The following is a 12,975-nucleotide window of genomic DNA, read 5'->3' on the forward strand; positions in this document are numbered from 1 at the left end:
CACCACCCAGCGATGCAGCTGCGCCGATGCGGCTGCGCGCCGAACCACCCAAGGTCACCCGGCTGTCACGAAAGGTGCTGGGAGGCATCAGCCTGGTTGCCGCGCTCGGCGTGGGTGGCGCCCTCATTTATGCGCTGCAGACGCGCAACATCGGCCCGGGCAATGAGGAGCTTTACTCCACGCAGAACCGGCGAACTGCGGACGGGCTTGCCGGCCTGCCACGCGACTATACCGGCCCGGTGCTCGGGCCTCCGTTGCCCGGGGATCTGGGGCGCCCCATCCTCGATGCGCAAAATCGTGGCCAGCCCGTCACGCCGCCAATGGCGGCAGCGCCCGCCGTCGATCCGGTGGAGCAGCGCAGACGCGCGGAAGAAGAAGCTGCCCGAACGAGCCGCGTCTTCTTCCAAACCGAGGCGCGCGTCGCAGCTCCGGTTTCGACAGCTGGGGGACCGGGCAACCCGAGCCTGACTGGGCTGGGTCTTCCGGGCCAGCCAGGCACACCCACGGCACAGGATCGCCAGCTCGCGTTCCTGAATGCGGGCGTAGACCGGCGCACGGTCTCGCCGGATCGCGTGATGGGTCCGGCATCGCCCTTTGTCCTCCAGACCGGCGCCGTCATCCCGGCGGCGCTGATCACCGGCATCAGGTCGGACCTGCCGGGCCAGATCACCGCGCAGGTGACCGAGCATGTCTACGACAGCTCGACCGGGCGCATCCTGCTCGTCCCGCAGGGCACGCGGCTGATCGGTGAGTACAGCAACGATGTCGGTTTCGGTCAGCGCCGGGTTCTACTCGTCTGGAAGCGGCTCATCCTCCCGAACGGCCGTTCGATCGTCTTGGAACGTCAACCCGGAGCCGACGCGCAAGGCTATGCGGGACTTCAGGATGGCGTCGACTATCACTGGTGGGATCTCGCCAAGGCAGCCGGCCTGTCGACCCTGTTGTCGGTTGGCGCCGAACTGGCCGTCGACGATCAGGATCGGCTGCTCCGGGCGATCCGGAACGGTGCGCAGGACACGATCAACGATGCCGGCCAGCAGATCATCCGTCGGCAGCTCAATGTCGCGCCGACCCTCACGATCCGGCCGGGATTTCCCGTGCGCGTCATCGTCACCCGCGACCTCGTGCTTGAACCTTATGGAGGCTTCTGATGACCAAGCTGAAGCTCGGCCCAATCGTCGACGACAAGCCGGTGAAGGTGACGATTGAACTCCCTGCGCCCCTGCATCGGGACCTCGTCGCCTACGCCGCGGCACTCGGCCGCGAACAAGGCCAGGCCATCAGCGATCCGACGAAGCTCGTCGTGCCCATGCTCGAGCGCTTCATTGCAACCGATCGGGGGTTCGCCCGCGCGCGCCGCGATGGCGGTCAGCGTGCGGCACGCGCCAATGTTCAGGACGGATGAGCCGCTGCCGGGTGAACCATGCCTGGTCTCTCTCCGATAGGGACTTCGCCAGCGTCAGCAGACGTTCGAGATCCCTCGGCAGAGACCCGCTCGAATGGACCGCACCATAGCGGAGAACGGCGTCCTCGATCAGGCGGAAGGTGATGCCGGAAAGGCCGGACCGAACATGGGCGCTGCCCGCGATGGTGACGCCGCCGCCATGCGCAACGATCTGCATCAGCGATTCTCGAGTGACGGCCAGTTGCTCGATCTGAAGGTCGCCGGGCGAAGTCTGGAGGCTTCGCATCAGGTAAGCCTTCGCGAAGTCACCGGTCGGCAAATGGGTCACCACAAAGTGCCGATCCCGCAAGTCATCCCACTGGAGCGCCTTCTGATCGGCGAGTGGGTCGCCGTCTGACATTGCGACGTACACAGGCTCGGCCCACAGATGCGTTACGTCCAAGCCCTTCGCGGGCAATGCTTCGGCGACAATGCCAACATCAAGCTGCCCCCGCCTCACGGCCGCGATTAGTTCGGGACAGCTACCCTCGCTGAACCTCAGCTTGACCCCCGGGCGGTCACCCCGAAAAGCCCCGAAAAGCTCCGACAGAAAGCCCATGGTCAGAGGCCCGAACACGCCGATCCGAAGATGCCGTCCTCTGTTCGCCACTGTTCTTGCACCGTCGAGCGCCGATCCGATCTGACGAGCCCCAGGGGCGGCCTGATCCAGGAATTGTTTGCCGATGTCCGTCAGGTCGACGCCGGCAGGATGACGGCGGAACAGCTGAGCGCCGATCTCATCCTCGATATCCCGGATGCGGCGGCTGATCGCCGACTGCTCGACGCCGAGATCTTGTGCCGCGCGCCGGAAGCTACCGCTTTCCGCAGCGGCGATGATGTAACGCACATGGCGTAGCTCGATCTTCGATCTCGGCACGATGGTTCCCCATGATGCAAAGGTCTTTGCAAACGTAGCCCCGTCAGCCCCCGAGAACTGTTCCAATCAGATGATAGGTCTTCTCCGTCTCCTCGCTACCGCCGCCCACGAAATCCTTAAATGTCACATATTCGACTGTTGCTACGTCGCTAGCGGACCTCCGGATCGCATCCCGCCGGTGCAAGCAGTAAATGGTGCGTGATCTGAACAGCGCAATTACGGCGCGTAACGCGTGCGGCGAGTCGTGCAGATTCTGTGGGCTGACGGATGTCCGGCCGCGCTGTCAGGACTGGAAACAGCACGCCGATTTCTACGCCAGAGCCCGAAATTGCCGCACGCCACGCAGAAGGGACTTCCGGTATCGGCACCTATCGTTCTCAATCGCCGGCGACAGCCGCGAAGGAGATTGAGAATGGGTCAGATTGAGCCTTTGGAAATCAGGAAGACCATCAGGCGGCACCAACTGCGAGAGATGGTGCCCCTGGCAGACAGCACGATCTACGAGATGGAGCAGCGCGGCGACTTTCCGCGGCGTTTCGCGCTGTCGCCGCGCTGCATCGTCTGGGATCTTGCGGAGGTCCAGGCCTGGTTGCTGGCACGGCGCGCGAAGCCGATTGCCCGCGCTCAGCATCCCGATGTGACCAAACGCCATTCCCGGCCGGTCAAAGGGCAGGATCGAGCGCGATAGGCGGCATGACTGTCGGCAACAGCGTCGGAACATACTTCCGGCCCTCGACCCAGGCATCGACGGTGTCAGCCCATTCCTGCATCATGTGGCGACGCTGAACTTCGTACTCGGCCTTGTTATAGACGCCGCGCGATGAACGCCCATCCTCGTGCGCAAGGCACTTCTCGATCCAGTCGCGGTTGAAGCCCAGCTCGTTGAGCAGCGTCGACCCCGTGCGCCGAAGGTCATGGACGGTGAACGGCTCCAGCGGCAGCCCCTCCTTCTTGGCCTGTTCGACGACAGCGTAGGTGACCCGGTTAAAGGTCGCCCGCGACATCGGCGCGTCCGCATCGTAGCGGGACGGCAGCAGATATCGGGAATTACCAGCGCAGGTCTTGAGCGCGATCATGATGTCGAGGGTCTGCCGGCACAGATAGACGTTGTGCGCCTTCGATCGCTTCATGCGCTCCTTCGGGATCGTCCAGACAGCGTTTTCGAAATCGACCTCATCCCAGACCGCGTCCTGCAACTCGCTCTTCCGGACCATGGTGAGGAGGTAGAGCTTCATGCCGAGGCGGATCGTCGGCAGGGTCGCGACATGCTCGAGTTGCTTGAGCATGATGCGGATCTCGGTCGGCGAAAGCGCCCGGTCCTTCGGCGTGAAGGTGGCGATCGAAGCAGGACCCACATCATCGGCCGGGTTCGCGACCTTCTCGCCATGGAGAATGGCGAAGGCGTAGATCTGCTTCAGGATATCCCGCACATGGATGGCTGTCGCCGGCGCGCCCCGTTCCACGATCTTGGCGCAGTGTGCGCGCAGGTCATCAGGCGTGATCTCGGTCAGCAACCGATTCCGCCAGACGGGCTTGAGTTCGCGCTCGAAGATGGCGCGGCGCATGGCGCGCGTGCTGTCGGCCATGGGCGCGCCTGTCAGCCACTTCTCGCCGAACTCACCGAAGCTCTTGGCCTCCTTGATCCGACGCTTATCCCGCTGCTTCTCGATGGCTGGTGACCGCCCCTCTGCGATCATCCGTTTGGCGTCCAGGCACAGTTCACGCGCCCGGGCGAGCGAGATCCCATCTCTGGCGTACTTGCCAAGATGGACGGTCTCGCGCCTGCCGTTCAGCCGGTAGTCCAGCCTGAACGAGATGCCGCCTGTGGGTGCGACGCGCACATACATGCCGTCACGATCGGTCACCTTGTACATTTTGGCTTTTGGTTTCAGGCACTTGAGTGCTGCATCCGTCAACATTTGGGGCCTCCACACAAAAAAAGACCGTCAGGCGTTTTTCGGAGGCTTTCGGCGGATATATCTGTTTATTTTCAGCAGATTAGGCCGAAAAAAGTACCGTCACGAGCCTCTGTCGCTGTGACGGTACTTTCGATTTTCCGGATGATCAACCGGGGGCGGGTCCGTCACCAGATACGACAGACGCGTTCCATGCCCACCGATAGACATCGATAGGCTATGGCTTGATTATTTCTGTTTTTCAGTGGGTTAGAGCGTATTCTGGCGTAGTTTTGGATACCCTCGGATGGGCAAAAATTATTCCCACTCGATCGTGCCCGGCGGTTTGGATGTATAGTCATACACCACGCGGTTGATGCCCTTCACCTCGTTGATGATGCGCGTAGCGGTGCGGCTGAGGAAGGCGGCGTCGAAGGGATAGATATCCGCCGTCATGCCGTCCGTGCTGGTGACGGCGCGCAGCGCGCAGACGCTGTCATAGGTGCGCCCGTCTCCCATCACCCCCACGGTGCGCACGGGCAGCAGCACGGCGAACGCCTGCCAGATGGCGTCATAGAGGCCAGCATTGCGGATTTCCTCAAGGTAGATCGCGTCCGCCTTGCGCAGGATATCGCAGCGCTCTTGGCTGACCTCGCCGGGAATGCGGATGGCGAGGCCGGGGCCAGGGAACGGATGGCGGCCTACGAAAATCTCCGGCAGGCCCAGCTCGCGGCCCAGCACGCGTACCTCGTCCTTGAACAGCTCCCGCAACGGCTCGACCAGCTTCATGTTCATGCGCTCTGGCAGGCCGCCGACATTGTGGTGGCTCTTGATCGTGACGGACGGCCCGCCGGTGAAGCTCACCGATTCGATCACATCGGGGTAAAGCGTGCCCTGCGCCAGGAAATCCGCACCGCCCACCTTGCGGGCTTCCTCCTCGAACAGGTCGATGAACGCCTTGCCGATGAACTTGCGCTTCGCCTCCGGGTCCGTCACGCCCGCAAGGCCGCCAAGGAAAGTGGCGGAGGCATCGACATGCACGAGGTTGATGCCGTAATGCTGGCGAAACAGGCTGACGACCTGATCGGCCTCGTTCATGCGCATCAGGCCATGATCGACAAACACGCAGGTAAGCTGGTCGCCGATCGCCTCGTGGATCAGCACAGCAGCGACCGCCGAGTCCACGCCGCCGGAGAGGCCGCAGATCACCCTGCCGCTGCCCACCTGCGCGCGGATCTCCGCAATCTTGGTGGCGCGGAATTCGGCCATCGACCAGTCGCCCGCGCAGCCGCAGACATGCCGCACGAAATTCGCGATCAGCTTCGCGCCGTCTGGCGTGTGCACCACCTCCGGGTGGAACTGCATCGCGTAGAAGCGCTTCGCCTCGTTGGCGACGATGGCATAGGGCGCCCCCTCGCTTTTCGCCACCACCTCAAAGCCCTTGGCAAGGCGCGTCACCTTGTCGCCATGGCTCATCCACACCTGATGCTTTTCGCCCGGCGCCCAAAGGCCGTCAAACAAGGTGCAGCTGCCGGTGATGTCGATGAAGGCGCGGCCGAATTCGCCGCCCTCGCCGCCCTCGACCTTGCCGCCAAGCTGCTCCATCATCGTCTGCTGGCCATAGCAGATGCCAAGGATCGGGACGCCCGCATCGAAGAACGCCTGCGGGGCGCGCGGGCTGTCTTCCCACGTTACCGAGGACGGACCGCCCGACAGGATGATCCCGCTGGGTTTCATCCGCTCAAAGGCTGCGGCGGCGGCGCTGAACGGGGCGATCTCCGAATAGACGCCCGCCTCGCGCACGCGCCGGGCGATGAGCTGCGTCACCTGGCTGCCAAAGTCGACGATGAGGATGGATTCGTGGTGCTGGCCTGTCATAGGGAGCCGATAAGGCGGGCAGGCGCGCCTGTCCAGCCTGCGCGCTATTTGGGCGTAACCTCCAGCCCGGTCCAGTGCGCGAGGAAGGCGTAGCTGTCGGCATATTCGGCGATCAGCTTGTCGACCGGCTTGCCCGAGCCATGCCCGGCGCGCGTTTCGATGCGGATGAGGTGCGGTTTAGGGCCGATCTGCGCGGCCTGCAGCGCGGCGGCATATTTAAAGCTGTGGCCCGGAACCACGCGGTCGTCCGTATCGGCCGTCGTCACCAGGATCGCGGGATAGTCCACGCCCGGGCGAATATTGTGATAGGGCGAATAGCCGCGCAGAATTTTGAAATCCGCCTCTTTGTCCGGGTATCCGTAATCATCGACCCAGTATCGCCCGGCCGTGAACTGGTCGAAGCGGAGCATGTCCATCACGCCGACGGCGGGCAGCGCGGCAGCAAACAGGTCCGGACGCTGGTTCACCACCGCGCCCACCAGCAACCCGCCATTGGATCGGCCCTCGATGGCGAGCTGGCCCGCGCCGGTATAGGCATTGTCGATCAGATATTCGCCCGCAGCGATGAAATCATCGAACACATTCTGCTTGTTGGCGAGGCGGCCCGCATCATGCCACTCGCGGCCGAACTCGCCGCCGCCGCGCAGGTTCGCCACCGCGATCACCCCGCCCTGCTCCAGCCAGGCCATGCGTGTGGCGGAATAGCCCGGCGTGAGTGGAATGTTGAAACCGCCATAGCCGTAGAGCAGCGTGGGCGCGGGCGTGCGGGTGCGGGCCAGCGCCTTCTTGCGCACGACGAACATCGGAACCTTGGTGCCGTCCTTGGAAGCGTAGAACAGCTGCTCTTCTTCATAGTCCTCGGGATCGAAGGCGAGGCGCGGCCGGGCGAACTCTGCGATAGCGCCCGTATCGGTATTGAAACGATAGATGGTGCCCGGCGTGGTGAAACCGGAAAAGCTGAAGAACGTCTCCGGGTCGCCCGCCTTGCCGCCAAAGCCCGCCGCCGTGCCGATTCCCGGCAGCGGGACCGGGCCGACAAAGCGGCCATCCAGCTCGACCAGCTCCGCAACCGATTGTGCCTTGCTCATATAGGCGAGGATGATGCGCCGCCCGATCATCGATGCGCCCGCAAGCGTATCGGCCCGCTGTGCCACCACCTCCACCGGGGCGGCGCGGCGGCGCGCGGCATCGAGTGTGACGAGGCGACCGCGCGGCGCGTCTCGATCAGTGATGAACCACATACGGCTCGCCACGCTGCCGACCAGCCGCCACTCATGGTCGAGGCCGGATACCAGCCTGCGCGGCTTCCATTTCGGATCGGCGAGGTCGATCACCGTGACGGCATAGCGCGGGTCCGTCCCCTCCGAGGTGGTGATGACGAGCCAGGCACCATCGTCCGTCACCTGCGCGCTGTGGTTCCATTTGGGGTGATCCGGGGTGCGATAGACCAGCCGATCGGCGCTCTGATCTGTGCCGAGGCGATGATAATAGACCGCGTGGCCAAGGTCCGCGCCCAGAAACTCGCGCCCCTTTTCCGGCGCGGGAAAGCGGGAATAGAAAAATCCCTCCCCGGCCCTGTCCCACTCGAGGCGGGAGAACTTCACCCAGTCCACCCGGTCGGGCAGCACAGCGCCGCTATCGACATCGAGCACGTGCACCGTGCGCCAATCGGTGCCGCCGTCCTGCACCGCATAGACAAGGCGGCGGCCATCGGGCGAAGGCTCCCATTCAGCGAGCGCGGTCGCCCCGTCCCTGGCAAAGCCATTGGGGTCGATCAGCAGGCGCGGCGCCCCCTCCGCCCCTTCGCGCACATACAGTGGAGACTGGTTTTGCAGGCCGGTGTTGAAGAGGTGAAAAATCCGCCCACCCGCCTTGCGGGGCACCGAATAGCGGGCATAGTCGAACAGCGCGCGCATCCGCGCCCGCAATATCTCCCGCCCCGGTAAGGTGGCGAGATAAGCGTCGGTGACGCGGTTCTGCGCGCCAACCCAGGCTTCGACCTCTTTGTCGGTGCGCACATCATTTTCAAGCCAGCGATAGGGATCGGCAATGCTTTCGCCGAACTTCTCCTCAATGAGTGGCAGCGCGCGGGTGGCGGGATAGCGGATGGCGGGCATGGAGTCCTTGTTCGCGGAGCGAGGGGCCGAAGCGGCAGCGTCTGGCGCATTTGCCCGTGCGCACGGAGCAGAAAGCGCGCCCAGCGCCAGCGCGCATATCAGCGCGGCCCGATATGTGGATCCTGTCACACCCTCTCCCGGCTCCCTCGGGCTTATAGCGCCAAACGGGCCGCCAGCCTATTGGCCGACGACCCGTTTGTGAAGCGATGATGTGATGAAGCGCTTAGGCGGCTTCCATCTCATCCATGTCTGCGGTCTGCACCGGGCCGCTGTCCTGACCCTTGGCGCTGGTGTCGCGGTCGACCAGCTCGATCACCGCGATCGGCGCGGCGTCTGACGCGCGATACCCCGCCTTGATGATGCGCGTATAGCCACCGGCGCGGCCCTTGTAGCGCTCAGCCAGAACGTCGAACAGCTTGGCGAGCTGCGCGTCGTCCTGCAGGCGCGACTGCGCGAGGCGGCGGTTGGAAAGGCCACCGCGCTTGGCGAGCGTGATCAGCTTCTCGACATAGGGGCGCAGTTCGCGCGCCTTGGCGATACCGGTTGTGATCTGCTCGTGCTTGATGAGCGAGGCCGCGAGGTTGCGCAGCAGGGCCGTGCGATGGCCCGATGCGCGCTGTAGCTTGCGATGTCCTACCTTGTGACGCATGTTTCTTACTCCGTTCGTAAAGGGACCGTGCGAGGTATCCCCATCCCGGCGGTGTTGGCTAGCAGGCCACCGCCATCGCCTGTGTGTCCTAAGACCGCGTGGTGTTTCGTTCAGGCGGAGCCGGGTCGAAGACGACCGTAGGGCAAAAGTTCGATTTTCGAGCACCGGCGCGCAGCGTACCCATAGTAGGTGAGCACCGGACCGGAGAAAATCGGGCTTTGCAGGCCCGCCTGGGCGGAATGCCGCCGGTCTTAGCCCATGAGCTCCTGTTCGAGCTTCTTCGCCATCTCCTCGATATTCTCCGGCGGCCAGCCGGGGATATCCATGCCGAGGCGCAGGCCCATGGACGAGAGCACTTCCTTGATCTCATTGAGCGACTTGCGGCCGAAGTTCGGCGTGCGCAGCATCTCCGCCTCGGTCTTCTGAACCAGATCGCCGATGTAGATGATGTTGTCGTTCTTGAGGCAGTTGGCCGAGCGGACCGAAAGCTCCAGCTCGTCCACCTTCTTGAGGAGGTAGCGGTTGATGGTGTTGGCGTTGCTCTCGCCCTCGCCACCCGCAGCAGCCCCGCCTGCCATCGCGACCGGCGCTGGCGCGGCCAGCGCGTCCTCGAAGTGGACGAACAGCTGCAGCTGATCCTGCAGGATGCGCGCGGCATAGGCGACTGCATCCTCGGGGCTGACGGTGCCGTCGGTCTCGACCGTGAGGCTCAATTTGTCGAAGTCCAGCTCCTGGCCCACGCGGGTCGGCTCGACCTTGTAGGCCACCTGGCGCACCGGCGAATACAGCGCATCGACCGGGATGAGGCCGATCGGCGCATCGGCCGGGCGGTTGGAAACGGCCGGAACATAGCCCTTGCCGATATCGGCCGTCAGCTCCATGTTGAGCGACGCGCCCTGATCGAGGTGGCAGATGACGAGATCGGGGTTCATCACCTCGATGTCGCCGGACACCGCAATGTCGCCCGCCTTCACCTCGGCAGGGCCGGTGATCGAGAGCTGAAGCCGCTTCGGCCCCTCGCCCTCCATCTTGAGCGCGATCTGCTTTACGTTGAGCACGATGTCGGTCACGTCTTCACGCACACCGGCGAGCGACGAGAACTCATGCAGCACGTTCTCGATCTTGATCGAGGTTACGGCCGCACCCTGCAGCGACGACAGCAGAACGCGGCGCAGCGCGTTGCCCAGCGTCAAGCCAAAGCCGCGCTCAAGCGGCTCCGCCACGAAGGTCGCCTTGCGGCGGCCATCGCCGGCAGACTTGATCTCCAGGCTGTTGGGCTTCTTCAATTCCTGCCAGTTCTTCATGTTGACAGTCATGTATTTCCCCTGGGAATATGGCGGGAGTTCTGCCTTCACTGAAGAAGCGAACCCCGGCCGGTGCAAAAGCGAGGGTGGCGCGTCCGCCACCCTGACGGGAGGTTCGTTAGACGCGACGACGCTTGGACGGCCGCACACCATTGTGCGGGATCGGCGTTACGTCGCGGATCGAGGTGATGGTGAAGCCGACGGCCTGGAGGGCGCGCAGCGCGGACTCACGGCCCGAACCCGGACCCTTCACCTCAACCTCAAGGGTGCGCACGCCATGCTCGGCGGCCTTGCGGCCCGCATCCTCGGCGCAGACCTGCGCGGCGTACGGCGTGGACTTGCGGCTGCCCTTGAAGCCCATCATGCCGGCGGACGACCAGCTGATCGCATTGCCCTGCGCGTCGGTGATGGTGATCATGGTGTTGTTGAAGCTGGCGTTCACGTGCGCGACGCCGGCCGAGATGTTCTTGCGCTCGCGTCTTTTGATGCGCTGAGGTTCCCGTGCCATATCTTGCATTCCCTACTCGAAATTTCTGTCTTCGAGGCTGTGCCCAAGGCGGGCTGCCTCCGGCGGAGAAAAAGTTGAAATCGTCCCCGGGACGATTCTTACTTTTTCTTACCTGCGATCGGCTTCGCCTTGCCCTTGCGGGTGCGCGCGTTGGTATGCGTGCGCTGGCCGCGAACCGGCAGGCCCTTGCGATGGCGCAGGCCGCGATAGCAGGCGAGGTCCATCAGGCGCTTGATGTTCATCGCGGTGTCGCGGCGCAGATCGCCCTCCACCGTGTAGCTCGCGTCGATTGCCTCGCGGATCTGGAGCACCTCGGCGTCCGAAAGATCCTGAACGCGGCGGCTCTCGTCGATGCCGAGCTTGGTTGCGATGTCCACCGCAGTCTTGCGGCCGATGCCGTGAATGTAGGTCAGCGCGATGATAACGCGCTTGTTGGTCGGGATGTTGACGCCCGCGATACGTGCCATAAAAATGCTTCTCCTGCTCCACAGGGCGCCTGGCGAGCGCCCCATCTCAAAGCTTGATGCCGCGCTGCCGGTATAATCCGGCATGGGCAACGACGATATTCCGGGATACAAAAAGCACGGCCAGCGCCTTTACCCGCACTGCCGTCCATCCATGTATCGGAAGCGGTTGCCCTTATCGAGTCGCCTGTGCCCTGTCAAGCAAAGGACTATGTTCACCTTCACTTAACCAAAATATCGGAAAATGGGGTTGTCGATCCTTTATAAAGGGTCAGCGGATCGGCGGAGACTGGCATCAATGAATTTAACAACAATCCTGGTCGTCGATGATTCCGTAACAATCCGCGCAATGCTGGAGGTGTTGCTGGAGCAGGACCGCTCGCTGCGCATCGTCGGCATCGCTGGCGACGCCGAGGAAACATTCCGTCTGATTCGCGAAACCGACCCGGATGTCATCACTCTGGATGTCGCAATGCCCGGCATGGACGGCATGGCCGTGCTGGAACAGATCATGCGCGAGGAGCCGCGCCCGGTCATCATGCTTTCCTCGCTCATGCGCGAGGGAGATCCGATGCGGGTCGAGGCGGAACAAAAAGGCGCCGCCGGATGCTTTAACAAGTCGCGCATGGTCAGCCAGGCGCCCGAGTTGATCGCGATGATCAAGGAGGTCGCCTATCAGCGCGGCCACAGGGGTGAGGATATTCCCCGCATGCCCCTTTCCGCTAGAGCCTGATCGCCCCTGCCCGTTCGGTCCCGCCGCTGCGGCTGCTTTTGCGCGCTTTCCACCGCTCGGTGATCCACCGGCTCGCAGGCATTTCAACCCCATAATGCAGCGCCGCTGCCATCGGCACGATCACGCTGAGCGCGAGCGCGAACGCACTCCAGTGATCCAGCCCGGCGGCCTGCGCTTTCAGCAGGATGACGAAGCTGATATTCTCGTGCACGAGGTAGAGCGGATAGCTGATCGCGCCGAACCATAATATCGGCCGCACGTTGAGAAAGCGCAGCGCCCCGCCGAGCGTCGCCGCAAAGGTTATGATGAGAGCGCACCCGGCCAGAAACATGTCGTATTTGTCGGTGAGGAACAACGTGATCAGCGCCGCCGCGAAATAGGGCAGTTGCCTGTGCCATTGGCGCTGCCCCGACCAGATGCGATAGAACAGCATGCCGATAATGAAATAGGGCACGAACTGAAGCACCAGCACCATGGCGATGCGCGAGGGCATGTCCTCCCACAGGAACATCAGGCATTTGAGTGCCAGCCACGGGATCAACATCGGCTCCAGCCGATCAAGCTTTTTGCCGAGCAACAGCCACAACCCGATCATGCAGGCATAAAATCCCAGCTCGACCGTCAGCGTCCAGTAGGCTCCGTCCACTGCGGGCAGATAGAGATAGCCCTGCAGCATCGTGATGTTGGCGAGCGCGGCGGTGGACGGGATCTGCAACTGCTCCACATGCCCCAGCCACACGAATGCCAGCACCAGCGGGAGGGTAGCCCAATAGGCCGGAAAAAGACGCGAGAAGCGATTGACCGCGAAATCCATCACACCGCCTATCCGCTCGAGCGTGAAGAAGATCGCAAAGCCGGACAATGCGAAGAACAACAGAACCCGATATTCCCCCGCCCAGAACGAGAAGGGGACGTGGTCGACGCCCGGAAATACCTGGGGAAAGCGGGTGGTCAAGTGAAACAGCACGACTGTGATCGCCCCGATGCCGCGCAGGGCATCAAGCTCGATCAGGCGCCCCCTGGTGGCGCGCACCGGCGAATCAACAACAGCCGTTTCGTCTCGCATTGCGCGGCTGATAGCGGAAAATGCTTAAGACCCTAGTAAA

13 protein-coding genes are annotated in these 12,975 nt (G+C 63.3%); 4 read left to right on the forward strand and 9 right to left on the reverse strand.

Annotation, left to right across the window (positions count from 1 at the left end; all coding sequences use genetic code 11):
* The first annotated feature begins 26 nt into the window (after nt 1-26).
* On the forward strand, nt 27-1,151 hold the full coding sequence (locus OOT33_RS07305; protein WP_307750330.1) for a TrbI/VirB10 family protein: 1,125 nt from the start codon (nt 27-29) through the stop codon (nt 1,149-1,151).
* Nucleotides 1,151-1,405, forward strand: coding sequence for a DUF2274 domain-containing protein (locus tag OOT33_RS07310; RefSeq protein ID WP_086117935.1), 255 nt, complete (start codon nt 1,151-1,153; stop codon nt 1,403-1,405). The genes OOT33_RS07305 and OOT33_RS07310 overlap by 1 nt, the downstream gene beginning before the upstream one ends.
* On the opposite strand, the gene OOT33_RS07315 is transcribed toward OOT33_RS07310, so the two are convergent.
* Nucleotides 1,323-2,321 carry a LysR substrate-binding domain-containing protein gene (locus tag OOT33_RS07315; protein WP_307749356.1) on the reverse strand — a complete coding sequence of 333 codons (999 nt, stop codon included), beginning with the start codon at nt 2,319-2,321 and terminating at the stop codon, nt 1,323-1,325. The two genes, OOT33_RS07310 and OOT33_RS07315, sit on opposite strands and share 83 nt — an antisense overlap.
* A gap of 412 nt (nt 2,322-2,733) precedes the next feature.
* On the opposite strand from OOT33_RS07315, the gene OOT33_RS07320 reads away from it, so the two are divergent.
* Nucleotides 2,734-3,009 carry an AlpA family transcriptional regulator gene (locus tag OOT33_RS07320; protein ID WP_086117933.1) on the forward strand — a complete coding sequence of 92 codons (276 nt, stop codon included), beginning with the start codon at nt 2,734-2,736 and terminating at the stop codon, nt 3,007-3,009.
* Here the strand turns inward: OOT33_RS07320 and OOT33_RS07325 are convergent.
* The 7 genes from OOT33_RS07325 to rpsM form a co-directional block, all read right to left on the reverse strand.
* Complete coding sequence (locus OOT33_RS07325) at nt 2,984-4,240, reverse strand: site-specific integrase (RefSeq protein WP_086117932.1); 1,257 nt, start codon at nt 4,238-4,240, stop codon at nt 2,984-2,986. The genes OOT33_RS07320 and OOT33_RS07325 overlap by 26 nt on opposite strands.
* 294 nt (nt 4,241-4,534) lie before the next feature.
* Entirely contained in the window at nt 4,535-6,094 is a 1,560-nt protein-coding gene (gene guaA, locus OOT33_RS07330; RefSeq protein WP_307749357.1) for a glutamine-hydrolyzing GMP synthase, read from the reverse strand.
* A 44-nt stretch (nt 6,095-6,138) separates the two neighbouring features.
* Entirely contained in the window at nt 6,139-8,340 is a 2,202-nt protein-coding gene (locus tag OOT33_RS07335; RefSeq protein WP_307749358.1) for a prolyl oligopeptidase family serine peptidase, read from the reverse strand.
* Nucleotides 8,341-8,434: 94 nt separating this feature from the next.
* Nucleotides 8,435-8,860, reverse strand: a complete 426-nt coding sequence (gene rplQ / locus OOT33_RS07340; RefSeq protein WP_307749359.1) for a 50S ribosomal protein L17 — start codon at nt 8,858-8,860, stop codon at nt 8,435-8,437.
* A gap of 251 nt (nt 8,861-9,111) precedes the next feature.
* On the reverse strand, nt 9,112-10,176 hold the full coding sequence (locus tag OOT33_RS07345; RefSeq protein ID WP_307749360.1) for a DNA-directed RNA polymerase subunit alpha: 1,065 nt from the start codon (nt 10,174-10,176) through the stop codon (nt 9,112-9,114).
* 106 nt (nt 10,177-10,282) lie between these two features.
* The gene (gene rpsK, locus OOT33_RS07350; RefSeq protein WP_129404559.1) at nt 10,283-10,672 is read right to left on the reverse strand and encodes a 30S ribosomal protein S11; all 390 of its coding nucleotides are present in this window, start codon (nt 10,670-10,672) and stop codon (nt 10,283-10,285) included.
* Between the two features lie 98 nt (nt 10,673-10,770).
* Nucleotides 10,771-11,139, reverse strand: coding sequence for a 30S ribosomal protein S13 (rpsM, locus tag OOT33_RS07355; protein ID WP_307749361.1), 369 nt, complete (start codon nt 11,137-11,139; stop codon nt 10,771-10,773).
* Nucleotides 11,140-11,434: 295 nt separating this feature from the next.
* Here rpsM and OOT33_RS07360 point away from each other — a divergent pair, with 295 nt between their 5' ends.
* On the forward strand, nt 11,435-11,869 hold the full coding sequence (locus OOT33_RS07360; protein WP_307749363.1) for a response regulator: 435 nt from the start codon (nt 11,435-11,437) through the stop codon (nt 11,867-11,869).
* Here OOT33_RS07360 and OOT33_RS07365 read toward each other — a convergent pair.
* Nucleotides 11,859-12,935: an acyltransferase family protein gene (locus OOT33_RS07365; RefSeq protein WP_307749364.1), complete on the reverse strand. Its 1,077-nt coding sequence runs from the start codon at nt 12,933-12,935 to the stop codon at nt 11,859-11,861. The genes OOT33_RS07360 and OOT33_RS07365 overlap by 11 nt on opposite strands.
* Between the last annotated feature and the right edge of the window lie 40 nt (nt 12,936-12,975).

It is taken from the genome of Sphingobium sp. DEHP117, from assembly GCF_030867385.1.
In the GTDB taxonomy this organism is placed as follows: Bacteria; Pseudomonadota; Alphaproteobacteria; order Sphingomonadales; family Sphingomonadaceae; genus Sphingobium.

What these genes read in the sequence shown, in the direction of transcription:
- OOT33_RS07310 (WP_086117935.1), top strand. Translation starts at nt 1,151, where the DNA reads ATGACCAAGCTGAAGCTCGGCCCAATCGTCGACGACAAGCCGGTGAAG.
- OOT33_RS07345 (WP_307749360.1), bottom strand. Translation starts at nt 10,176, where the DNA reads ATGACTGTCAACATGAAGAACTGGCAGGAATTGAAGAAGCCCAACAGC.
- OOT33_RS07365 (WP_307749364.1), bottom strand. Translation starts at nt 12,935, where the DNA reads ATGCGAGACGAAACGGCTGTTGTTGATTCGCCGGTGCGCGCCACCAGG.
- OOT33_RS07325 (WP_086117932.1), bottom strand. Translation starts at nt 4,240, where the DNA reads ATGTTGACGGATGCAGCACTCAAGTGCCTGAAACCAAAAGCCAAAATG.
- rpsK (WP_129404559.1), bottom strand. Translation starts at nt 10,672, where the DNA reads ATGGCACGGGAACCTCAGCGCATCAAAAGACGCGAGCGCAAGAACATC.
- guaA (WP_307749357.1), bottom strand. Translation starts at nt 6,094, where the DNA reads ATGACAGGCCAGCACCACGAATCCATCCTCATCGTCGACTTTGGCAGC.
- OOT33_RS07360 (WP_307749363.1), top strand. Translation starts at nt 11,435, where the DNA reads ATGAATTTAACAACAATCCTGGTCGTCGATGATTCCGTAACAATCCGC.
- rplQ (WP_307749359.1), bottom strand. Translation starts at nt 8,860, where the DNA reads ATGCGTCACAAGGTAGGACATCGCAAGCTACAGCGCGCATCGGGCCAT.
- OOT33_RS07320 (WP_086117933.1), top strand. Translation starts at nt 2,734, where the DNA reads ATGGGTCAGATTGAGCCTTTGGAAATCAGGAAGACCATCAGGCGGCAC.
- rpsM (WP_307749361.1), bottom strand. Translation starts at nt 11,139, where the DNA reads ATGGCACGTATCGCGGGCGTCAACATCCCGACCAACAAGCGCGTTATC.
- OOT33_RS07305 (WP_307750330.1), top strand. Translation starts at nt 27, where the DNA reads ATGCGGCTGCGCGCCGAACCACCCAAGGTCACCCGGCTGTCACGAAAG.